At 73.4% G+C, this 24,092-nt stretch carries 11 protein-coding genes and 2 pseudogenes; 9 read left to right on the top strand and 4 right to left on the bottom strand.

What is annotated here, in order from left to right; translation table 11 throughout:
- Positions 1-52 precede the first annotated feature (52 nt).
- The 3 genes from GHR20_RS00275 to GHR20_RS00285 form a co-directional block, all read right to left on the bottom strand.
- A complete protein-coding gene (locus tag GHR20_RS00275) occupies positions 53-1,660 on the bottom strand; it encodes an amino acid adenylation domain-containing protein (protein ID WP_153811742.1) in 1,608 nt (535 codons plus the stop codon).
- A 32-nt stretch (positions 1,661-1,692) separates the two neighbouring features.
- Positions 1,693-2,430: an alpha/beta fold hydrolase gene (locus tag GHR20_RS00280; RefSeq protein ID WP_194858756.1), complete on the bottom strand. Its 738-nt coding sequence runs from the start codon at positions 2,428-2,430 to the stop codon at positions 1,693-1,695.
- 70 nt (positions 2,431-2,500) lie between these two features.
- Positions 2,501-2,749 carry an acyl carrier protein gene (locus GHR20_RS00285; protein WP_153811744.1) on the bottom strand — a complete coding sequence of 83 codons (249 nt, stop codon included), beginning with the start codon at positions 2,747-2,749 and terminating at the stop codon, positions 2,501-2,503.
- A gap of 261 nt (positions 2,750-3,010) precedes the next feature.
- On the opposite strand from GHR20_RS00285, the gene GHR20_RS00290 reads away from it, so the two are divergent.
- The 9 genes and pseudogenes from GHR20_RS00290 to GHR20_RS00335 all read left to right on the top strand — a co-directional run.
- Positions 3,011-4,255: an ATP-grasp domain-containing protein gene (locus GHR20_RS00290; protein WP_153811745.1), complete on the top strand. Its 1,245-nt coding sequence runs from the start codon at positions 3,011-3,013 to the stop codon at positions 4,253-4,255.
- A 132-nt stretch (positions 4,256-4,387) separates the two neighbouring features.
- Positions 4,388-7,486 carry an amino acid adenylation domain-containing protein gene (locus GHR20_RS00295; RefSeq protein WP_153811746.1) on the top strand — a complete coding sequence of 1,033 codons (3,099 nt, stop codon included), beginning with the start codon at positions 4,388-4,390 and terminating at the stop codon, positions 7,484-7,486.
- Between the two features lie 82 nt (positions 7,487-7,568).
- Positions 7,569-10,718: a non-ribosomal peptide synthetase gene (locus GHR20_RS00305; RefSeq protein ID WP_153811748.1), complete on the top strand. Its 3,150-nt coding sequence runs from the start codon at positions 7,569-7,571 to the stop codon at positions 10,716-10,718.
- Positions 10,719-10,743: 25 nt separating this feature from the next.
- Positions 10,744-13,749: a type I polyketide synthase gene (locus tag GHR20_RS00310; protein ID WP_153811749.1), complete on the top strand. Its 3,006-nt coding sequence runs from the start codon at positions 10,744-10,746 to the stop codon at positions 13,747-13,749.
- Positions 13,746-14,894, top strand: coding sequence for a MupA/Atu3671 family FMN-dependent luciferase-like monooxygenase (locus GHR20_RS00315; protein ID WP_153811750.1), 1,149 nt, complete (start codon positions 13,746-13,748; stop codon positions 14,892-14,894). Before GHR20_RS00310 ends, GHR20_RS00315 begins: the two co-directional genes overlap by 4 nt.
- A gap of 2 nt (positions 14,895-14,896) precedes the next feature.
- Positions 14,897-17,926 carry a condensation domain-containing protein gene (locus GHR20_RS00320; protein ID WP_153811751.1) on the top strand — a complete coding sequence of 1,010 codons (3,030 nt, stop codon included), beginning with the start codon at positions 14,897-14,899 and terminating at the stop codon, positions 17,924-17,926.
- Positions 17,923-19,227, top strand: coding sequence for an MFS transporter (locus tag GHR20_RS00325; protein ID WP_111581420.1), 1,305 nt, complete (start codon positions 17,923-17,925; stop codon positions 19,225-19,227). Before GHR20_RS00320 ends, GHR20_RS00325 begins: the two co-directional genes overlap by 4 nt.
- An 82-nt stretch (positions 19,228-19,309) precedes the next feature.
- A pseudogene (locus tag GHR20_RS00330) lies at positions 19,310-20,110 on the top strand (LLM class flavin-dependent oxidoreductase); the annotation flags it as partial.
- 169 nt (positions 20,111-20,279) lie between these two features.
- Positions 20,280-21,332: pseudogene (locus tag GHR20_RS00335) on the top strand (IS701 family transposase); the annotation flags it as partial.
- A gap of 114 nt (positions 21,333-21,446) precedes the next feature.
- On the opposite strand, the gene GHR20_RS00340 reads toward GHR20_RS00335, so the two are convergent.
- Positions 21,447-24,035, bottom strand: a complete 2,589-nt coding sequence (locus GHR20_RS00340) for a tetratricopeptide repeat protein (protein ID WP_153811752.1) — start codon at positions 24,033-24,035, stop codon at positions 21,447-21,449.
- Positions 24,036-24,092 lie beyond the last annotated feature (57 nt).

The raw sequence follows: 24,092 nt of genomic DNA on the forward strand, positions 1-24,092 counted from the left end.
TCCGCAGCGGGTCGACGTGGTGGTGGGCGCGCGCCCCGGCCGGGCGCGCAGCTCAGTGCGGTGTCTGTCCGGGGGCCGGGGCCGGCAGCGAGCGGCGGTCGGTCTTGCCGTTGGTGTTCAGCGGGAACGACTCCCGGTGCAGGAAGCGGCTCGGCAGCATGTAGCGCGGGAGCCGCTCGCGGAGGAAGCCGGTGAGTTCGGCGGGCGGGGTGACGGTGCCCGTGTAGTGGGCGACCAGCGTCGCCTCCGCCCCGGCGTGGTGGGCGACCACGACGGCCTCCCGGACCGCGGGGTGGCACGCCAACTGCGCCTCCACCTCACCCACTTCGATGCGATGACCGCGCACCTTCACCTGGTCGTCCAGCCTGCCGAGGAAGACCAGTCCGTCGCCCTCGGCGCGGACCAGGTCGCCGGTGCGGTACCAGTCCGTGTCGCGGGGCGTCTCCCCCGCCGGCAGGGCGAGCGCCGCCGCCCCGGGCCGGCGGCGCAGGAACCGCCCCTCGTTGTGGGCCGGGTCAAGGTAGCCGGCGAACCGCTGGGGCCCGCGCAGACACAACTCGCCGGTCGGGGCGGGCTGTCCGTCCTCCCCGAGCACGACGCTCTCCAGGTGCGGCAGTACCTCGCCGATGGGCATCGTCCCGTTGGAGCCGGCGGGCACGAGCCGGCCGACGCTCCCGAGGCCCTTGTGCACGCAGACGACGCTCACCTCGGTCGGCCCGTACATGTTGTGCAGTGCGGCGTTGGGCGCGGCCTCGGCCCACTGCCGCGCCTGTTCGGCGGTGAGGCGTTCGCCGCCCAGCATGACCTTGGTCAGGGTGGGCATCGAGCCAGGGGCGAGCGCGCCGGTGCGCTCGGCGAGGCTGCCGAGAGACGGCACGCAGAACCAGTGGGTGATCCGGTGCTCGTTGACGAACCGGGAGGGCCGCAGCACGTCGTTGGCGCGGGGCACGACCAGTGCACCGCCGGCCGCCCAGGTCACGAACATCTCGTAGACGGCCACGTCGAAGGAGAACTCGACGTTCTGGGAGGTGCGGTCCTGCGGGCCGAAACCGCAGGCGTCGACAGCCCAGCCGATGAACGGCACGATGTTCGCGTGCCGGACGGGCACACCGCGCGGCGCACCGGTGGAGCCCGAGGTGTACAGGATGTAGGCGATGTCGTCCGGCCGTGGCGGCGCGGCGACCTTTTCGCCCGGCCGGTCCCCGCCGTCGTCGCTCTTTGCCGCGCCGGTGCCGTCGGCCGGTTCCGTCAGCGACATCTCGTCGACGAGCAGCCAGGGCACGCCGAGGTCGGGCCGCGCCCGGGTGCCGTTCCGCGTGCCCGAGGACGCGCCGACGACAAGGTCGGGGGTGCAGTCCTTGACGATCGCCAGCTGCCGGGCGGGCGGGTGCGCGGGGTTGATCGGCACCGCCGCCGCGCCCAGTTGCAGCGCGGCCAGATAGCCCGCGTAGGCCGTGAGGCTGCGGACGGCCAGTAGCCCCACTCGTGCGGGGCGGCGGCCGGCCCGACACAGGATCCGTCCGGCCAGCCGGTCCGACAGGCGGTCCAGTTCCGCGTAGCTGAATGTCCGGCCGTCCACTTCCAGCGCGGTGCGGTCCGGATGACGTGCGGCGGAACGGGCGAACAGCTCATGAAGGGTCGCGGGGGCGGCCGCTGCCACGGGCGGCTCCTTTCGTTGCGTACCGGGAGTCGTCACACCAGCTCCGCGACGGCGCGCAGCACGGCGGGCCAGGATTCGGTGAGGTACATGTGGCCGCCGGGGAACTCGACGCTCTGGAAGCCCGCCGAGGTGTAGGCCGCCCAGTCCCGCCAGTCGGCGACCGGGACGGAGACGTCCAAGGTGCCGCGAAGGGCCATGAGCGGGACCGACAGCGGACGGTGCGGCTGCGGGCGGTAGCCCTCGGACATCGCGGTGTCGGCGCGCAGGGCGGGCAGCAGCAGGTCACGGATCTCAGGGTCGGCGAAGGCTTCCGGCTGCCCGGTCAGCTCGCGCAACTGGGCGACGGCCAGCGCCGGATCGTCGGACAGCTTCTCGGGGCGGCGGCGCCGGGGGCTCACCGAGCCGCTGACCACCAGGTGCCGGGGCGGGGCACCCCCGGTCTCCAGCAGGTGACGGGTCGCCTCGTAGGCGAGGAGGGCGCCGAGGCTGTGCCCGAAGAGGACGTAGGGGGCGCCGTCGGCGTGCCCGGCGACCCGGCCGGCGACGTCTTCGGCAGCCGCCCGGACCGTACGGTGGAACGGCGCCGTGAACTCCTCCTCCCGCCCGGGGAGTTGGACCCGTACCACGTCAAGGTCGGCGCCGGGTCCCGGCCGCAGTCCCCGGTACACGCCGGCGCCCGCCCCCGCGTAGGGGACGCACATCATCCGCAGGGGCCGGGGAGCGGCCGGTTCAGAGTAGGCCGTCTCTTCCGCGACACGCGGAGCGGACACGTGTTTCCTCCGATCGCGATTCTCATTTTCGGGGCCCACCATCCGATTCGGGGCCCACCATCCGATTGCGTCAGGACGATTCGGCCGCAGAGCGCACAAGGTCGCGCACTGCGCGGACGTTCTCGCTTTCCAGGATGTCGAGGAAATCTATCTCGACGCCCGTCTCCTCGTGGATCCTGGTGGAGAGAGTGAGGGCCCCGAAAGAATCCCCGCCGTTCTCCAGAAAACCCAGATTCGGATCGGAACCCGTTCCGAGAACTTCTGCCCACAACGCCGCAATACGGTCCGCACCGTTTTCCGTACCGGGAATCTGGTTCATCTGACTCCTCACCTCATCAAACGCACGACGATTCCGAGACCGACGCGGACCCACGGACGGGATTGGACTGTCAACGCTAGGAAATTGGTCGGCGCCGCATGTGGCGAAACCTTCCGTCAGGTGATGTGACGCAGCTCACTCCACAATGCCCGGAGAAATCGCCCGGAAAGCGATGGCTGAAAATCGATCATTGTCGGGGCCCTGGTCAGTGACTATGCTTCTGCCGCCTCTCATGTCGATCACTTGGGAAGGACCACCCACTTGAGCGATTCACCGGTACTCCTCGCCGTCTACGACGTCGGAAGTCTCGCGCCGCTCCGTCTTTCCCAGGTCGCCCGCGACAATGACTGCGAAATCGCGTTCGTGGCCACGGACTCGGCACACGCACAGCAGATGATTCCACTTCTCGGCAGACTGGGCCGGGTGGTGAACACGGCGGGCCGTACCGAAGCGTCGGTCGTCGATGAATTACGCGGGCTGAACCCCGCCGGAATCATCACGTTCAGCGAATTCCGTATCGCAGACACGGTCCGGCTGGCCGCCGCGCTCGGTCTGCCCTATCACTCCCCCGCCCTGCGGGAGGCGGTCACCGATAAGGACCGCCAGCGCGAGCGGTTCGCCGAAGTGGGCCTGGACACCGTGCGGTTCTGCACCGTGACCGCCACCGACCAGGTGGACGCGGCCATCGCGCGGGTGGGACTGCCCGCGATCGTCAAACCGGTCGTCGGCGCGTCGAGCCGCAACACCACCGCCGTCGCCACGGCGGACGAGTGCCGCGCGGTGGTCGCGGCGGCGCTCGGCGGTTTCGGCGGGCCCGCCGAAACCGCGCTCGTCCTGGAGGAGTTGCTGGTCGGCATGCCGGTCGAGGCCCCCTGGGGCGACTACATGGCGGTGGACTGCGTCGCCCGCGGCGACGACGTGCGCCCGGTCTTCGTCAGCAGCAAGTTCGCGCTCGCCGAGCCCTTCCGGGAACGCGGCGCGTACGGCGGGCAGTCGGTGGTGCCGGACGACCTGGTCCGGGAGGTGGCCGACCTGGCGTGCGGCGCGGTCGGCGCCCTCGGTGTGCACGGGGTGGCCGACGTCGAGATCAAGCTGACCCCCGACGGCCCGCGGATCATCGAGGTCAACGGCCGCCTGGGCGCCTGGGTGGACGACCTCGGCGTGCGCGCGGGCAGCAGCGTGCCGGCCGACATCGCCGTCAAGGCGGCGCTGGGACGCCCGTACACCACCCCCGACCCGGTGGGGCGCGGCCCCGCCGTCTTCCACTATCTGATCGTGCCGCCCGTGGGGGCCACCCGCGTCAAGGCGATGCGCGACCTGACCGGGCTGCGCCGGCTGCCGTACGTGAACCGGGTGGTGCCGCTGGTCGAACCGGGCGCGCCGGTCGACTGGCGGATCGGCGCGGCCGGCAACGTGGCCGCACTCAGCGGGTCCGCTCCCGATCCGGCGGCGCTTGCCGAGACGGTGGCCGCGATCGAGGCCATGGACTGGATCGACTATGAGTGAGCCGGTCCCCGCGGGGCCGCGCCCACGGGACGGTGGACACAGCCGTACCGGCCGGCCCCGGGCGGCCGGCCGGCGTTCCGCGCCGCGGCCCAGCCCCTCACCAGCAGGACACGCACCGACTGGAGGCAAGCCGTGATCGACCGCAGTGGCGGGTTCGTGGGGCCGGGCCCGGACGACGGCGCAATCGACGGCAGCGACCCGGCGGGTGCCGCCCGTCCAGCCGGGGCCGGCTGGCCGCTCGCACCCAACCAGGTCGGCGTCCACCTCGCCGACGCCTTGGCCGAACGGCCGGGCCTGCACACGGTGGTCGCCGCCTACCACCTGACCGGCATGTTCGACGGCGAGCTGCTCGCGGAGCGGTTCCGTGCCCTCGTGCGCAGGCATCCGGCCTTGTCCTCGCGCCTCGTCGACGACGGCCCGGCCCTCGGCATGGCCCGGTCGGACACCGCCCCGGAGTGGCGGGACGAGATCCTCCCGCCGTCCGCGGCGGACGACGACGGCGCGGCCCGGCGCCTTGCGGAGTGCCTGCGCCCGATCGACACCCGGAACGGACCGCTGATGCGCGGGGCGCTGCTGCGCCGCCGGCACGGCAGCGCCGATCTGGTACTGACCGCCAGTCACCTCGTCGTCGACGACCAGGCGATGGAGACGGCCGTCGCCGAGGTGCTCACGGGCGACACCACACGGTCCCCGGGCGACTATCCGGGCTGGGCGACGGCCGCGGCCGGGGCCGCCCGGCGCGGGGCCGGCCGGGCGGCCGCCCGCCGCGCCGATCTGTCCGCCCTCCCGCTCGGCTCCGCGCCGGGCTGGGGGTGCGGCGACGGCGACGCGGCCGACGCTGACGGCGGCCAGCTGCCGTTCACCGTTCCGGAGGACGTATGGCGGAAACTGGCCGGCACCGCGCGCGGCCTGGGCATCTCCCGCTACTCGGCGCTGACCGCCGCGGCGGGGCTGGTGCTCGCGCGCAACGGCGGCACGGACGCCTCGCTGGTCGGCAGTTTCGTCACCCGCAGGCCGGCCGCGCAGCGGCACACCATCGGCTACTTCAGTAACACCGTTCCCGTTCCGGTGCGCCTGGCGGAGGACGGCACCGTGGCCGGTTTCCTACGTACCTGCCACCGCCAGTGCCTCGCCGCCTACCGAGACGCGGACCTGCCGCTCTTCGACGTGCTGCCCACCGGCCACCCACTGGGAGCCGGTTCACTGACCGCCGCGGTCGCCCCCCTGTGGACCCCGCCGCCGCTGCGTCTGCCGGGGCTCACCGCGCGGCCGCTCCCCCACCCGTTCGCGGGCGCCGCGAAGTTCCCCCTGCTCGTCTACGTCGACCTGGCGGCCGAGGGCGCCACACGGGGGCTGCTCCAGTTCCGCCACCGGTGGTTCTCGGCCGACCAGGCGGCGCTGTTCACCCGCCAGCTCGTCGCGGTACTGCGCGAGTTCGCCGAGCGGCCCGATGCGCGCCTGGCCTCGGTGACCGTCCTCGACGAGGCGGACCGGCAGCGCGTCCTGGACGCCGGGCGCGGCGCCCCTCTCGCGCCCGAAGAACTCTCCGTACCCGCGCTGTTCACCCGGCGCGCCGGGCTGTCGCCCGACCGCATCGCCGTCAACGACGGTCGGACCGCGCTGCGTTACGCCGAGGTCGAGGAGGGTTCCAGCACGGTGGCCCGCGCGCTGGCGGAGGCCGGGGTGCGGGCTGGGGACCGGGTGGGCGTGCGCATGGAACGCTCCTGCGACCTGGTCGTCGCCCTGCTGGGCGTGCTGAAGACCGGAGCGGCGTACGTGCCGCTGGACCCCTCCTACCCCGAGGCGCGGCTGGCCCTCGTGATCGGCGACGCGGACGTGCGGGTCGTGGTCGGCGACGCGGACTCCCGCCCGGCGGACCTGCCGGAGCACATCGACTGGCTGCCGGTGCACACCCGGCCACGGGACCCGGCCCGGCCGCTGCCCGCCGTCGACCCGGATCTGCCCTGCTACGCCATCCACACCTCCGGGTCCACCGGCCGGCCCAAGGGCGTGCTGGTGACACACCGCAACGTGACCTCTCTGCTGAACGCGACGCGCGACGACTTCGGCCTCGGCCCGGACGACGTGTGGTCGCTGTTCCACTCGTTCGCCTTCGACTTCTCCGCCTGGGAGATCTGGGTCTGTCTGCTCACCGGCGGCCGGCTGGTGGTCGTGCCGCGGGCGGTCTCGCGCAATCCGGAGGAGTTCCACCAATTGCTGGAGGACGAGGAGGTGACCGTCCTCAGCCAGACACCGACCGCGTTCGGGCTGTTGCTCTCCACCGACCGGCTGGCGCGGGGCCGCCTGTCGGTGCGTCTGGTGGTCTTCGGTGGCGAACCGCTGGACACACGCACCCTGTCGCCCTGGTTCGCGCGTTATCCGGGGGTGCGTGTGGAGAACATGTACGGCATCACCGAGACGACCGTGCACAGCACCACCCACACGGTCACCCCCGAGGACACCCGTACCGGCAGCCGGGTCGTCGGCCGTCCGCTGCCCGGCTGGGAGATATACGTCCTGGACGTGCGCGGCCGTCCGGTGGCGCCCGGCGTCGCGGGAGAACTGCATGTGGGCGGGGCGGGGGTCGCGCTCGGCTATCTCGACCGTCCCGAGCTGACGGCCGAACGCTTCACCACCGACCGCCATCCGCGGGTGCCGGGGGAACGGCTCTACCGCAGCGGCGACCAGGGCCGGCTGCTGCCCGGCGGGGAGCTGGAACACCTGGGGCGGCTGGACGACCAGGTGAAGGTGCGCGGCTTCCGCATCGAACTCGGCGAGCTCCGCGACGTTCTGCTGCGGGACCCGTCGGTCACGTCCGCGGCGGTCGTCGTGCACGGTGCCGGCACCACCGAGGCCCGGCTCGACGCCTATGTGGTGCTCACGCCCGGGGGCTCCACCGAGGGGCTGCTCCGGCGGGCGGCGGCCCGGCTGCCCGAGTACATGGTCCCGCAGACCGTCACCGCGCTCACTACCCTTCCGGTCACCGCCAACGGCAAGCTCGACACCGCGAGGCTGCCCGCCCCGAGCCGGACGCGGACACCCCGGTCGGCCCTGCCGGCTCCCCGGACGCGTCCGGTGACGTCCTCGACCGGGTCGTCGGGGCTTGGCGCGACGTGCTGGACGTACCCGTGGCCCCGGACGACAACTTCTTCGACCTCGGCGGCACCTCCCTGCTCGCGCTGCGGCTCAAAACGGCGCTGCGCGGCGCCGGACTGCCGGAACTCGCCCTGAAAGAGGTCATCCGCCATGCCACCCCGGCGGCCATGACGGAACTGCTGCGCGTCAGGGCCGGCGCACGTCCGGAGAACACCGGATGAGCCGCCTCGACACCCGCCCGGCCACCCCCGGACAGCTGCGGTTCTACCTGCTGGACCAGCAGGACGGCGGCGCCGCCCGCACCCTCGTCAAGCGGATCACCGCGGAAGGTACGGCCGATCCCGGGCGGCTCCGGGACGCGCTGCGCGCGGTGGTCACGGCCCATCCGGCGCTGCGCACCTCGCTGCACCTCGACCCCGGGGGGCTGCGTCGGCGGGTGCACGACCCCGAGGCCGTGGACATGGTGATCCGGACGACGCCGGACCCGGACGCGCTGGTGGCGGCGGAGTCCGCGGCGCTGGCGGTACCGTTCGAACACGGCGGCGGCCCGTTGTGCCGAATCAGGGCGCTGGTCGGCCCGCGGCGCACCCACTGTCTGATCGCCGTGCACCACGCGGTCTTCGACGACGACTCCACGGCCCTGCTGCTGTCGGCGCTCACCTGCGCCTACGCCGACCCCGCCACGACCGCACCGGCCGCCGACGCCCGGGACGACGACGAGTCCGCGCCACGGGCGGACGGGGAACGACTGCGCGCCTTCTGGCGGCGGTACCTGGAGGGCTGCCCGCAGCGGACGGAACTGCCCTGGGCGCGGCCCGCGGCCGACCGGCGCAAGCGGACCGTCGTCCGGGATCTGCCGGCCGCGCTCCGCGACCGGCTGCGGCACCGCGCGCGGACCACCGGTGCCAGTCCGTTCGTCCAGTTCCTCGGCGCGGTGGGCGCGGTGACGGCCTGGTACCTGGACCGGGACGACGTCGTCCTCGCGGTCCCGGTGAGCGGCCGCAGGGACGGCGGCGACCAGCGCATCGACTGTCTCCAGAACACCGTCCCGGTCCGCCTCGACCTGGCCGGGGCGGACACCTCGACGGTGGTGGACCGAACCATGGACGCCCTGTTCGACGCGCTCGACCACGCCGAACTGCCCTTCGAGGAGATCCTGTCCGGCGTGCGCGCCGTACGGGAGCCCGGCCGCAAGCCGCTCGCCCAGATCCTGTGCACCGAGACCGTCCCGGTGCCGGCGGTCGAGGCGGGCGGGCTGCGCTGGACGGTCGGCGAGACGGACACCGGGGAGGCGGAGTACGACTGCTGCCTGGCCCTGCGCCATCTGCCCGGCGGCGGAATGCGGCTGGAACTCGTCCACCGAGAGGACGCGTTGCCGCCGGAGCGGGCCCGCAACACCGTGGACCACGTGGCCCGTCTCCTGGAGCGGCTCACCGAGGACCCGGCGCGCCCGCTCGCCGCCGTCGACCTCCTCGGCGAGACGGAGGAGGCCGAACTGACCGTCCTGGAGGGCGCCCCGCTGGACCCCGACCCGCGGCCGGTGCACGAACTCGTCCTGCGGCACGCCCGTACGACCCCGGAGGCCACCGCCGTCACCGACGGGGCCCGGGCGCTCTCCTACGCCGCCCTGGAGCGGCGGTCGCGCGCGGTGGCCCACGCGCTCACCGGGCGGGGGGTGCGGCCCGGAGACCGGGTGGGCATCTGCCTGCCGCGGGGCACGGACCTGGTGGTGGCCGTGCTCGCCGTCTGGCGGGCGGGCGCGGTGTACGTGCCACTGGATCCCGAATACCCGGCCGACCGGCTGCGGTTCATCGTGGCGGACACCGCCCCGGCCGTCGTCCTGGGCGACCGGGCCCTGCCGGGGGCGCTGCGGGACACGTTCGGCGTCCTGCCCCTGGACATGGCCGACGTCGGGGCCGCCGTACCGGCGGACGGCGAGGAGAGCGATGCGGCGCCGGCGGACCCGGCCGGGCGCGCGTACATCCTGCACACTTCCGGCTCGACCGGCCGGCCCAAGGGCGTCGTGGTGGGACACGCCCGGCTGACCGCGCTCTTCGACGCGTGCGACCGGGCCCTGCCCGGGGCGCCGTTGACCGTTGCGGGCACCAGCCTGTCCTTCGACATCAGCGTCCTGGAACTGCTGTGGCCGCTCACCCGGGGCCGCACCGTCCTGGTGACCGGGCACCGGCAGGCGGCCGAGCAGGACGTGCCGGCCGGGGCGCTGTACCAGTGCACGCCCACCATCGCCCGGCTGCTGCTCGCCGACCCGGCCGGCCGCGCCCTGCTGGGCCAGCTGGGCGCCCTGCTGGTGGGCGGCGAGCCCCTCGCTCGCGATCTGGCGGAGGAGTTGGCGGCGACCGTCCCGGGGCCTGTCGTCAACTGCTACGGCCCCACCGAGACCACCGTGTGGTCCACCACCTGGCGGGTCGCCCGGGGCGCCGCCGTCCGGATCGGGCTGCCGCTGCCGGGCGAGTCCTGCCAGGTGCTGGACAGGCTGGGTCGGCGGCTGCCCCCGGGCTGCCCCGGCCGGCTGGTCATCGGCGGCCTGGGAGTCGCCGAGGGGTACTGGCACCGCCCGGAGCTGACCGCCGAGCGGTTCGTGGCGCTCGGCGGAGGCCGCGGGTGCGGCTATGACACCGGGGACCTGGTCGTCCTCGACGGCCCGGAGGGGCTGCGGTTCCTCGGCCGCCGGGACGGACAGTGCAAGATCCTCGGCCAGCGGATCGAGGTGGAGGAGGTGGAGGCCACCCTGCACGCGGCCGGCGCGCCAGAGGTCGCCGTGGCCCCGAACGCCGACTCCACCCACCTGGTGGCGTTCCTGGCGGACGGCGTCGCGGCGGACGGACCGCCCCGCCCGGCGGCCCCCGACCCGCTGCGGGAGCTGCGCGCCCACGCCGAGGCATGGCTCCCCGCGGCCGCGGTCCCCGGCGCATGGCTGCGCGTCCCCGCGCTGCCGCAACTACCCAACGGCAAACTCGACCGCGACACCCTGGCGCGCTGGGCGGCCGACCGGCGGCCGACCGCGCCCGCCGGGCCGCCCCCGGCGGACGGGGCCACGGCGGCGCGCCTGTGCCAGGAGTGGGAGACAGTCCTCGGCCGTCCCGTCCAGGACCACGACGCGACCTTCTTCGAGCTCGGCGGGACTTCCCACGGGGTGCTGCGGGTGCTGGCGGCGCTGCGCACCGCCCATCCCCGGCTCACGGCGGCCGAGTTGTTCCGTCACACCACCGTACGCGCCCTCGCGGCACACCTCGACGGTGCCGCCGTCGCCGACGGGCCCGCGGCGCAAGGCGCGGCCCGGGGCCGCGACCGCTCCCGCGCCCTCAGCGGCTGGCGCACCGGCCGGCGGCCCTCATCGACCCTCTAGGTACCAGGAATCGAGGCGGACGCAGATGCACGCACCCGAGAACGCGGTGGCGGTGATCGGAGTGGCCCTCCGAGTGCCCGGAGCCGCCGACCCGGACACCTTCTGGGCCGACGTGGCCCGCGGGCACGTGGCACTGCCGGGGGTGCTGCCCAACGGCACCCTGGGCGTCGGCGGGATCGACCGCGTCGACCGGTTCGACGCGGAGCTGTTCGGCATGAGCCCGACCCAGGCCGCGGTGACCGACCCCCAGCAGCGGGTCATCACCGAGGTCGCCTGGCAGGCCCTGGAGGACGCGGGCGTCGACACCGAGCGCGACCCGGGCCGGGTGGGAGTCTTTCTGGGCTGCGGTGACAGCGGCTACCGGCACCACTATGTCGACGCCGACCCCACGCTGGTACGGGCCGCGGGCCGCCAGCAGATCTCCCTCGGCAACGACAAGGACTACCTGGCGACCTCCCTCGCGTTCCGGCTGGGCCTCACCGGCCCGGCGCTCACCTTGCAGACCGCCTGCTCCACCTCACTGGTCGCCGTCCACGTGGCCCTGCGCAGCCTGCTCACCTACGAGTGCGACCTCGCGATCGCGGGCGGGGTCACCGTCCAACTGCCGCCGGGCGCGGGCTACACCTACCAGGAGGGCGACGTGCTGTCCCCCGACGGCCGCTGCCGGCCCTTCACCCGGGACAGCCGGGGCACCGTGCCCGCCAGCGGTGCCGGGGTAGTGGTGCTGCGCCGGGCTGAGGAGGCCGGGCGCGGTGCCCGGGCAGTGCTGCTGGGCAGCGCGGTCAACAACGACGGCGCCGACCGGATGAGCCTCGTCGCGCCCAGCCCCCGGGGCCAGGCGGCGGTGCTGGAGGAGGCACTGGCGGTAGCCGGGCGCAAACCTGCGGACATCGGCTTCATCGAGACGCACGGCACCGCGACCGAACTCGGCGACCAGGTCGAACTGGCGGCGCTGGCCCAGGCGTACGGCGACGCGGCGGAGCCGTGCGCGCTCGGCGCGGTGAAGGCCGGCATCGGGCACACGGACACCGCTGCGGGCGTGGTCGGTCTGATCAAGGCGGTGCTCGCCGTCCAGCACGGGGTGATCCCGCCGATCCCCGCACAACCCGGGGACGGCCCCGACGCGCCGCTGGGCGCGGACCGCTTCCACCTGCCGCGCGAGGCGATGCCCTGGCCCGACGGCCGCACCCGGTACGCGGCGGTCAGCTCCTTCGGGCTGGGCGGCACCAACGCCCATGTCATCCTCGCCGAACCGGCCGTCGCCGCAGGGCCGCCGGAGCCGCCCGCGGGCCCGCCCGGACGCGGACCCGCGGTGCTCTCCGCCGCGAGCCCGGACGCGCTGAGGCGCACCGCGGCCGGGCTCGCCGCCGCGGTGCGCCAGGGCACCCGGCCGGTGAACGACGTCCTCGGCACGCTCTGGCACGGTCGGCGGCGACTGCCATACCGCTGGGCCTGCCCGATCGAGGCGGCGGACGAGGTAACGGCGCGCGCCGCGCTGGCGGACGCGCTGGAGTCGGCGTCGGTCCAGGCGAAGGCGCTGCCCGAGCCGGCCGTGGCCGTGCTCCTGCCGGGCCAGGGGGTGGCCCTGGCCGGTACCGGGCGCGGACTGCTCGCGGCCGACGATGCCTTCGCCCGGGAGTGGGCCGGTACCCGGGCCCTCGTCCGCGCGTGTGGAGGGCCGGACCTGGAGGGCTGCTGGACCTGGCCGGACGACGATCCGCGCTGGCTGCGCACCGATGTCGTCCAGCCGCTGCTGTTCAGCGTGGAACTCGCCCTGCTGCACGGTCTGCGGCGGCACGGTGTCACCCCGTCGGTCCTCCTCGGCCACAGCGTCGGGGAACTGGTCGCCGCCACCTGGGCGGGCGTGTTCTCCGAGGCGGACGGGGCGCGGGCGGTGGTCGAACGCGGCCGGCTGATGAGCCGCGCGCCGGCCGGTGCGATGGCCGCCGTGCTGACCGGGGAGGACACGGCGCGGGAGCTGGCGGCCGGGCTGCCGGTGGACGTCTGCGCGGTGAACTCGCCCGACACCGTGGTCCTCGGCGGGGCGGCGGAGCACGTGGCGGAGGTGGAACGCCGCTGCGCCGCCGCGGGGGTGAAGGTGCGCCGGCTGGCCACCGCGCACGCCTTCCACTCCCGGTCCATGGCCGAGGCCGCCGAGGCGTTCACCGAGGTGGTGGGCAGCCTCTCCCTGCACGCACCGCGCTTGCTGGTGCTGTCCAACGTCACCGGGGTGCCACTGGACGCGGCGCAGGCCACCGACCCGGCCTACTGGGGCCGTCAGCTGGGCACCACCGTCCGCTTCGCCCAAGGGGTGCAGGTGCTGCTCGACGCGGCACCCCACGTGGTGCTGGAGGCCGGGCCGGGCCGGACGTTCGCCTCGCAGCTGCGGCGCGCCACCCGGGGCGCGGAGCACCGTCCCGTCATCGCCGAACTCCTCGGCGACGGGGCCCGCGACGAGGCGACGGTGCACCTGGCCGCGCTCGGCGCCGCGTGGACGGCGGGCTGCGCGACCGACGACCTCGTCGCCCGGCCGGCCGCCCCGGCCCGGGTGCCCGGGATCGCGTTCGCCGACACCCGCCACTGGCCGGCCGCCGGTCCGGACGGCACGCCCGAGCAGGATGCGGCCTCGGGGGGCGCGCCCTCAGAGGGGACGGCCGCGACGGGTGTCCCCGAGACGGTGCCGGCCCGCTCGGGGCAGGAGGAGCCGGGTGCCGGCGACGTGCCCGACGACGCGGAGACGCGGTCCCTGCTGGCCGCCCTGTGGCAGGAGTCGTTCGGCGGCCCGGCGATCCGCCCGCAGGACAACTTCTTCGAACTGGGCGGCACTTCCCTCCAGGCGGCGCAGCTGATCTCCGTCGTCAACGACCAGTTGCTGGTCGAGGTGCGTCTTCAGGACCTGTACGAGCATTCCACGTTCGGCGACTTCGCGGCACGGGTGGACGAGATCCTCAGCGAACGCGACGACGCCGAACTGCTGGAGCTGCTGGCCGAGATCGAGGGGCAGGGCGAAAAAGAGGAGGGACAGGCGTGAGCGACATCGGCGAACGACTCGGACAGCTGACCCCCGAGCAGCGCGCGGCCCTGCGGCTGCGGCTGCGCGAACGCGCCCGACAGGACCCGGCCGCCGACGGGCCGCCGGACGCGGTGCCGCGGGTCCGGCTCAGCCTGTACTTCTTCCCTCAGGCCCGCGCGCTCGCGGCCCCCGACTACTACGCCATGATGCTGCGGGCCTGCGAGTTCGCCGACGAGCGGGGATTCCACGCCGCGTGGTTCCCGGAGCGGCACTTCGTGGACTTCGGCGGCTCGCACCCCAACCCCTCCGTCCTCGCCGCCGCGGCGGCGGCCGTGACCCGGCGGCTGCGGCTGCGGGCCGGCAGCGTCGCCGCACCGCTGCACCATCCGGTCCGCGTCGCCGAGGAGTGGGCGGTGGTGGACAACATCTCCGGCGGCCGGGTGGGCGTCTCCTTCGCGAGCGGCTGGCACCCGGACGACTTCGTGCTGGCCCGGGAACCGTACGACGAGCGCAAGAAGACGCTGATGCGCACCGTCGAACAGGTGCGGCGGCTGTGGGCGGGCGAGGAGCTGGCCTTCCCCGGCACCGCGGGCACGACGGCACAGGTGCTCACCCAGCCGCGCCCGGTGCAGCCCGAACTGCCGGTGTGGATCACCGCGGCCGGGCACCCGGAGACCTTCCGGGCCGCAGGCACCGCCGGGTACGGCGTGATGACTGCGCTGCTCGGCCAGACCCTGCCCCAGTTGAGGGAGAACGTGGCCCGGTACCGGGCCGCCTGGCGGGACGCCGGGCACGCCGGGGACGGTGACGTCGTGGTGATGACCCACGCGCACGTCAGCGACGAGCCCGACGTGGAGGACAGACTGCGGCCCGCGCTGCACGACTACCTGTCCTCCTACCGGGCGCAGACCGGCGGCGGCGGCGACGAACCCGTCCTGCTGGAGGCCGCCTTCCAGGACTACCTGGCAGGCCCCTCGCTCCTGGGCACACCGGCCAAGGCCGCCCGGGTGCTGGCCCGGCTCGCCGAGGCGGGCGCCGACGAGGTGGGCTGCCTCGTCGACTTCGGGCTGCCGGCCGGGGACGTGCTGGCCGGCCTGCCCCGGCTGGCCGAGCTGCTGCCGGCCGACCGACCCACCGCTGCCGACGCCGTCAGGAGCCAGTGACCGTGACTCGACCGCGCACCGTCGCCGACCGGCTGGCCCGCCTGACGCCCGAGCAGCGGGCGGCCCTCCAGCGCCGACTGCGGCACGGGGAGGAGGGCCCGGCCGCCGAGCCGGACCTCACCCGGCGCTCCGGCGACCGCTCCGTCTTTCCGCTGGGCCTGGACCAGGAGCGCATCTGGATCCTCGACCAGCTCGATCCCGGCCGGCACACGTACAACATCAGCACCGGGCTGCGGTTCAAGGGCGCCTTCGACGAGGAGGCGTTCCGGGCGGCCGTCACCGCGCTGGTGCGCCGCCACGAACTGCTGCGCTCCCACGTGGAGGTCCGCGACGGCCTGCCAGTGCTGCGGGTGAGTGAGGAGTTCGCGACGCCGGTCGAGTTCCTCGACCTGCGGGCCGAGCCGGACGCCGTCGCACAGACCGTGCGCTCGCTGGTGCGGCGGCCGTTCGACCTCGCCGCCGGCGGACTGCTGCGGGTGGTCGTGGTGCGCGCCGCGGACGACGAGTACCAGGTGATCGAGACGATGCACCACTCGGTGACCGACCAGTGGTCGTTCGTCCGCCTCAACCGGGAACTCCTGGAGCACTACCGCGCGGCCCGCGAGCACCGTCCCGCCCGGGTCCCCGAACTTCCCGTGCAGTACGGCGACTTCGCCGTCTGGCAGCGGCGGTACTTCACCGGTGACCGCCGCCGGACGCACCGCGACTTCTGGCGCGCCCACCTGGAGGGCGTGCCGGCGCATCTGCCGCTGCCCTACGACGCGCCCCCGGAGAGCCGAGGGCACGAGGGCAAGCACCACTACTTCCGGCTCGACGACGGGCTCAGCGCCGCCTTCCTGGCGATGTGCCGCTCCGCACGGCTGACCCTGTCCGACGCGCTGCTGGCCGTCTACGTGGGCCTGGTGCACGAGGAGACCGGGTCGCGTGACATCGTCGTCGGCCTGCCGAGCGCGACCCGCGGCCGGCCCGAGACCCATGATCTGATCGGCTTCCTGCTGACCAATGTCCCGCTGCGCGCCAGGCTGCCCGCCGACCCGACGCCGACGCAGATCCTGCACGTGGTGCGGCATGCCTCGGCCGCCGTCGCCGACCATCGTGAAGTGCCCTTCAGCGAGATCGTCGACGCGGTGTCGCCCGAGCGGAGCCTCGACCGGTACCCCCTGTTGCAGACCATGCACCTCGTGCTGGACTTCGACGACACCGTGGTCCGGCTGCCCGACGCCGAGGTGCACGGCATCGAGGTCGAGGACGGCGTGTCACCGATGGACATCACGGTCGGCTGGTGGCGGGCGGGTGACCGGATGTACGGGCGGTTCGAGTACCGCACCGAGCTGTTCACGGACGCCACCGTCGACCGGCTCGTCGGACGTCTCCTGGAACTGGTACGGGTCTTCGTGGAGCGGCCGGACGAACCGTTGCGCGCCCGTGCCGCGGCTCCCGCGCCCACCCCTGCGCGGACCGCCGCGGCGGCGCCCGCGGCCCCCGCTCCGGTGGACCCGGGCGAGCTGCGCCGGATCGCGGCGGTCTGGCGGGAGGTGCTGGGCACCGAGCCGGGCCCGGACGACAACTTCTTCGAGTGCGGCGGTACGTCCCTGACGGCGGTCCGGCTGGCCCACGCGCTGCGCGGGGCCGGTTTCGCCCTCACCGCCCGGCAACTGTTCCGCGCCCCCACCATGCGCGGTCAACTGGCCCTGGTCCAAACGGATTCGGCCGCTGTCCGAGGCGGTGCCGAACCGGCGGAGGGGGCGGTCAGCCCCGAGCAGGAGGATCTGCTGGAAGGCGGTCTTCCGCACCCGGAGCTGTGGGCGCACAGCCTGGTGCTCACCGCCGCCCGGCCGCTGGACCCCGAGTGGCTGGCCGTGGTCGTCAAACGGGTGGCGGCCGCCCACCCCGGCCTGTGCTCGGCGTTCGGGCGCACGGACATCGGCTGGCGTGCGGACGCCACGGACCGCCGACTGTGGCGCGTCGAGGCGCCGGGTGCCGATCCGGCCCGGGTCGCGGCCGCCCACCGCGCCGCCTTCGACCTGCGCGAGGGACCGCTGTTCGCGGCCTCCCTGATCCCCGGCGAGCCCGACCGGATCGTCCTGACCGCACACCACCTGGTCGTGGACGGCCTGTCCTGGCAGATCCTGGTGGACGACCTCGACCGGGCCTACCACGGGGCCAGGCCGGCCGCCGAAGCCCGGCACCCGTCGGTGTACGCGGCCTCGTGGCGCGACCACGACGTGCGAGACCAACGCGACTACTGGCGATACCAATTGGCGGGTGCCGCTCCCCTGGGCTGCCGCACCGGCGGGCCGGACCGGATCGGCGGCGAGACGGCGTACCGGGTGCTCGCGGCGATACCGCCGGGCGCCGACGCCGCGGACCGGCCGGCCGCGGCGCTGACGGCCGTCGCCAGGGCCACCCGGCCCTGGTTCGGCGGCCGGGACGTCGTCCTCGATCTCATCGCCCCCGGGCGGGAGCTGCCGCTCGCGGACGGCTGGGATCCGGGCCGTGCCGTGGGCTTCTACGCCACCAGCCACCCGCTGCGCCTCCCCTTCGCCGACGACCCCGGCAGCCACCTGGCGCAGGTGGGCCGCGCTCTGGACGCCGTACCGGACGGTGGCAAGGGCTATCTGGCGCTGCGCTGGTCCGCCGATCCCGAGGTGCGCCGCGAGGCCGCCGGATGGGGACGGGCCGAGCTGTCCTTCAACTACCTGGGCACGTTGCTCGCGGGCGCGGACAGCGGGCGGTTGTTCACCGTCGGCGAGCAGGTCGGCCCTTCGGGGAACGACGACGCCTCGCGCTACCACGCCGTCGCCGTCCTCTTCGAAACCGACGGCGAGGAAGCTGTGTTCACCTGGAAGTTCGACCCGGAGGCCGTCGACGGGACGGCCGTGCGGGCCGCTGCGGCCAGTGCCGCCGAGGAGTTCACTCGGCTGACCGGGCAGCACGGGGCCCAGCCGCCCTCGACGGCGGGCATGTCCCTGCACGAGGTGAACCGCATGCTCGCCGAGCTGACCCGAGAGAAGAAGAGCCCCTCCGCATGACATCGACGACCACTCGTGACAGGCGCCCCCTCACCGCGCTGGTGACGGCGAACTACCTGTCCTGGATCGGCAACACCATGACCTTGGTCGCGGTGCCGCTCTACGTGCTCCAGATCTCGTCCAGCGCCACCGAGGCGGGCGCGGCGGGGTTCGCCAACGCGCTACCGATGATCGTGGCCGGCCTCGCCGGGGGCGTGATCGCCGACCGGGTCGGCCCGAAGCGCACCAGCGTGGTCGCCGATCTGGCCGCCGGGGCGTGCATGGCCGCGGTGCCGTTGCTGCACGGCACGGTCGGTCTGGCGCTGCCGGCGCTGATGGCGCTGCTGTTCCTGCGCACCCTCGCCGACGCGCCGGGTGCGGCGGCCCGGCTGGCGCTGCTGCCCCGGGTGACCGCCCGCGGGCAGGTGCGCTCGGAGACCGCCAACTCGCTGTTCGCCTCGGCCCAGCGGGTGGCTTTCGTGGTCGGCCCGCCGCTCGCCGCGCTGATGGCGGGCCTGACCGGTCCGACCGCCGTGCTCTACGTGGACGCGGGCACGTTCCTTGCCTCGGCCCTGCTGATCATGGCGGTGCCGGGCGGGGAGCCTGCCTCGCGGACCCAGAAGGCGGAGCCGGGCGACGTGGCGGAGCCTGCCGGGACCCGTCCGGGCCTGCTACGGGAGGTCACCGAGGGCGCGCGCTACATCCTGCGCACCCCGGTACTGGCGGCCATCATCAGCGTGGTGGTGTGCACCAACTTCCTGGACGACGCGCTGACCCCGGTGGTGCTGCCGGTCTACAGCCGTGAACTGCTGGGCGGCGAGCGGGCGGTGGGGCTGCTACTGGCGGCCAACGGCATCGGCGCGGTCGTCGGATCGTTCGCCTACGCCCCGGCGAGCCGCAGGCTGCTGGCCAACCGGTGGGCGACCTTCGTGGGCTGCTTCGCGCTGATCTGCGCCGCCCGGCTGGCCATGGTCGCCGAACCCGGGCTGTGGATCATGGTGGCGATCACCTTCGCCATCGGGCTGGCCAGCGGACCGGTCAACCCCCTCGTCACCGGCGTGGTGGAGCGCTCCACCCCGCCGGACGCGCTGGGCCGGGTCTGGGGTGCGGTGATGGCCATGGCCTTCGCCGCCGCGCCGGTCGGCATCTTCGCCACGGGCTGGCTCGCGCAGAACATCGGCCTGCGCCCCACCCTCGGGTTGTTCGGCGGTCTGTACGTGCTGCTCATCTGCTACGTGGTCAGGAACCGCCCGCTGCGGGGCCTCGCCGGGCCGGCGGAGGCAGGTACACGGCTCTCCGAGGACGCGGCGACGACGGGCTGACGCCGCGCCCGAGCCGGGCGGCACGGTTTCGCCACACGCGCAAAGACCACCGCCCGGCGGGTCCTCACCCTAGCCTCCTGACATGCAGTCACCGATCGTTTCCGTACAGGCCCAGCCGCGAGACGCCGCCTCCTGGACCGCGCTGGCCCGGCGCGCGGAAGCAGGGGGGTACGACGCGCTGCTCGGGGCCGACCACCCGGGCACCGCCGCCTCCCCCTTCGTCGCGCTGGCCGCCGCGGCGGCGGTCACCGAACGCCTCGGCGTGGGCTCCTACGTCTCCCACGCGGGGGTGCGCGAGCCGCTGCTGCTGGCGTCGGACGTCGCGACCCTGGATCTCGTCTCCGGCGGACGCGCGCGCCTGGCCCTGGGCGCGGGGCACACCCCGGCCGAGTGGGAGATGCTGGGCGGGCAGCGGCCGGACGTGGCCGGGCGCGTCCGGCGCTTCCAGGTCGTGGCCGAAGCCTGCCGCGCACTCCTCGCGGGCGAGACCGTCACCCTCGACGGCCCCGAGGCGCGCGCCCGTGAGGCCCGTCTCACCGGGCCGCGCCCGGTCCGAGGCGATGTGCCGTTCACTTTCGGGGGCGGCAACAGCACGCTGCTGCGCTGGGCGGGGGCACACGCGGACGTCGTGGGCCTGAGCGGGCTGGGCCGCAACCTGCCCGACGGCCACACGCACGAGGCGCGCTGGAACCCCGAGGACATCGACCGCCAGATCGACCTGATCGAGCAGGGCGCCGCCGGCCGGTCCACCGCCCCGGCGCGCGAAGCACTGGTACAGATGGTGGAGATCACCGACGACGCCGAGGCTGCGGCCCACCGCATCGCCGGGCAGCTGAACTGCTCCCCGGCCGACGTGCTCGCCTCGCCCTACGCATGGGTCGGCACGGCACGGGAGATCACGGCCGCGCTGGACGAGCACCGGCGCCGCTGGGGGATCACCCGCTACGTCGTCCGCGAGTCGCACCTGGACGCGGTGGACCGCCTGCGCGCCCACTTCCCGGAGGGCGGCGGAGCAGCCGTCACCGAAGGCGGGCAGAAAGCGACGAACAACCTCGTATATGCGGGGACTCATCGCACCGCTGGAGCGGAAGAACGGCTGGACGCTGGCGGAGGAGGCGGGCCATGCGGGACCCGACCGGATCCACCGGCTGCTGAACAGGATCGACTGGGATGCGGACGAGGTCCTGGACGACGTGCGTGAGTACGTCGTGGAACATCTCGGGGACCGGGATGCGGTACTGATCGTCGACGACACCGGTTTCCTGAAGAAGGGAGACCGTTCGGCCGGCGTCCAGCGGCAGTACTCCGGAACCGCGGGACGGACGGAGAACTGCCAGGTCGGGGTCTTCCTCGCCTATGCCACCGACCGCGGCCGCACCCTCATCGACCGGAGCCTTTATCTGCCGACGTCCTGGACGGACGACCGGGAACGGTGCAGGCGGGCCGGCATCGACGACGAGGTCGCCTTCGAGACGAAGGTGGCGATGGCCCGGGCGATGGTCCGCAGGGCGATCCAGGGGAAGATCCCGTTCGGGTGGGTGACCGCGGACGCCGGTTACGGCTATTCCAAGAGCTGGCGGACCGAGCTGGAACGGGCGGACGTCTTCCACGTCATGGCCACCACCCGGCACGACACCGTCGTCACCCGCTGGGCCATGGACCATCCCGTTCATGACCTGTTCCACGGGCTGCCGCGGCAGAAGTGGAAGCGCCGGTCCTGCGGGAACGGGTCTCACGGGCCCCGCGTGTTCGACTGGGCACGGGTGGAGGTCCGGCCCTGGCACCGGGAAGACCGCAGGCACTGGGTGATCGCACGCCGAAGCGTCCGCAGGCCCGAGGAGATCTCCTACTACATCGCCTACTGCCCCGCCGACACCATACTTGACCAGCTCATTCATGTTGCCGGCAGCCGGTGGGCGGTCGAGGAGTGCTTCCAGACCGCGAAACAGGAATGCGGTCTCGACGACTACCAGGTCCGCCGCTATCCCGGCTGGCACCGCCACATAACCCTGGCCATGGCCATCCACGCCTGCCTGACCGTCCTGCGGGCCCGCGAGCTCGATGCGGGGAAAGCAGAAACGGATCCTCTGACCTCGTCCCGCTGAGCCTTCCCGAACTCAGGCGCCTAATCCACCGCCTCACCCACCGCCGACCAGACCCGCTCGACCACATCCTGCACTGGTCCCGCTGGCGCCGCCGACGACAACACCAAGCCCGGATCAGCCACTACCAACGACGCGGCCACACACCACCCGAACCTGCCCAACCATCAGGAAAAGCACCGTTGCAGTACTAGCCCGGTCTGCAGGGCGGCGAGCCGGGCGCCGCCGGACCTCTGCGGAACGGCCTTCGTGCCCATGAGTTGTACGGCCTGGAGCGCGGTGTCGGTGACGTCGACGCATAGCGGTCGAGCGAGGTTGGACGTCAAGCTCATACCGCCCTCTGACACGTTCCTTGTCCGAGATTTTCGGCCCGTCACCGTGCAGAGCGAGCTTGCCGCGGATCTGGTTGACGTAGGGGTGATCGAGTTGGGTGAGAATGTTCAGAGCACCCTGCCAGGCGTCATGGGCTGCGTCGGGGCAGTGCGCGGCATGGTGGGCGTCGCCGAAGCGACTAAGGATGTCTGCTTCCAGGGGGCGGTCGCCGAGTTCGCGGCACAGGTCAAGGGCGACTTTGTAGCAGGTGACGGCCTGGGAGTGCTGACCCAGGTGGCTGTGGGCGTAGGCAATGCTGTCCCAGGCATGGGCTTGCCGTTCACGGTCGTCGAATTCTTCCAGGACTGGCAGAGCCTGTCGGCAGCAGGTCAATGCCTTTGCGTAGTCGCCGAGGCGCGCGTGCGACCAGCCGATAGCGGTGAGGGTCTGGGCCTGCCCCAACTTGTGTCCACAGGACTGGTAGAGGGCGCGGGCTCGACGGGCGAGCGTAAGTCCTTCGGCAATGGCAGGAGGGTTCTGCCATGCCTTCACTCGGGCGAGTTCCAGGTACGTGCCAGCTCGCCCAGCCAGGTCACCAATCCGGCCGAACAGTTCGAGGGCGTGGCGTAGGTGATGCCGGGCGTCGTCATAGTCGCCACGGCGGAGGCGGGCGCGGGCGACGATAGCGTGCGCGATGGCTTTCCCGAGGGGGTCGGCCAGCCGGTCGGCGGCGTCTATTGCGGTGTTGCCGACTGCGGCAAGGTCGTGCCAGTTCCCGCCCCGGTCGAGGTAGGTGGCGAGGGCGTGGGCCAGTTGCCAGGTGTGGGCGTCGAAACCGGTGGCGGTGGCGTAGCCCACGGCGCTGAGAAGCACGGTCTGTTCGGTGGCGAACCAGGCCAGTGCCCGCTCGTGATCGGCGAAGTTCTCCAGGCAGACCCCCGGTTGCGGCGGAGGCAGGTCTAGCGAGTCCCGGCCCCGTTCCACTAGCCGGGCGGCCTCGTGCGCGGTATGCACGTAGTGATCCAGCATCCGGTGCACTGCGGCGCTGCGGTCCTGGTCAGGGTCAATGATGTCGGCCTGCTCATTGGCGTAGGCGCGCAGCAAGTCGTGGAGCTCGTAGCGCCCGCTGCGTTTTTGCTGGAGCAGGTGTTCGTCCAAGAGCAGTTCCAGTACCTCGGAGACCTCGTCGGCGGTGATGCCCGCCAATGCGGCCGTCGCTGCCGCGCTGAAGTCCGGACCGGGGTGAAGGCCGATGAGTCGGAACACTTGCTGCGCCTTGTCCGGGAGCGCCTGGTAGGAGGCGTCGAACACTGGGCGTATGGCGCGGCCGCCGGCGCTGATCGCCTCCAGACGCCTGGCCCGCATCCGGTCGGCGAGTTCGGCCAGGCTCCAGGCGGGCCGGGAGCGCAGCCGGGCGGCGGTCAGCGCCAGGGCGAGCGGGAGGCGGTCGCAGTAGTCGATGACGCGTGCGGCGGCTTCGGGTTCGGCGGCCACACGTTCGTGTCCGGCGATCCGGGTGAGCAGGTCGAGTGCTTCGGTGTCGGTGAAGGTGTCGATCAGGTGCGGGGTGGCACCGTCGAGTCCGGCCAGAGTGCGGCGGCTGGTGATCAGGACCAGGCACGCGGGCCCGGCTGGGATGAGGTCGCGGACCTGGTCCTCGGTAGCGGCGTTGTCGAGCAGCACCACGGCACGACGGTCCCGCATTCGGTCGCGGTACATCGCCGCCCGCTCATCCCGGCTCTCGGGGATCTGCTGCGCGGCTACTCCCAGCTGCCGCAGGAACGCCTCCAACACCGCGGACGGGTCCGCGGGCGGGAACTCGGGGTCGAAACCGCGCAGGTTCACATACAGCTGCACGTCGGTGAAGTGCCCGGTGCGTACCAATATGTGGGCGGCGTGGATCGCGAGCTGGGTCTTGCCCACCCCGGCCATGCCCTCGACCGCGGAGATAACGACCGTGTTGGCACCGGCGCGGTCGTGATCCTGCGCCGCGGCCGCGATCAGGCGCGTGAGTTCCACTTGGCGCCCGGTGAACGTTGCCAGGTCCGTGGGTAGTTGACCGAAGACCCCGACCGGTCCGCCGGTCCTGGCCAGTCCGTGGACCTTGATGCATGCTGTGCGCCAAAGATCAACGGCAGGCTCCTCCGCCCCCTGCGCCCGGACGATTCCCACGACCAGGTCCAGGTCCAGGCGACGCCGACCGACCTTGAAGACGTCCGTGACCGTGAACGGCGACACGACGCGTGCCGGCCGCACCGCTGCTCCGACCCGCTTGGCCAGCGTCCGGTAGGACGGCGACCCCGCCCAGGCGCGCAATTCGCCTAGCAGGCCGACGAACTCGGCCAGATCAGTCGCCTGACTCGGATCCGGCATCTTGCCCCGCTGCTCGACCACTACGCCCCCCGCGTCGTCCAGCCGTGTTGATGACGGTGCGAGTCTAAGAGTGGACTG

The organism is Streptomyces sp. SUK 48 (assembly GCF_009650765.1).
Classification (GTDB): domain Bacteria; phylum Actinomycetota; class Actinomycetes; order Streptomycetales; family Streptomycetaceae; genus Streptomyces.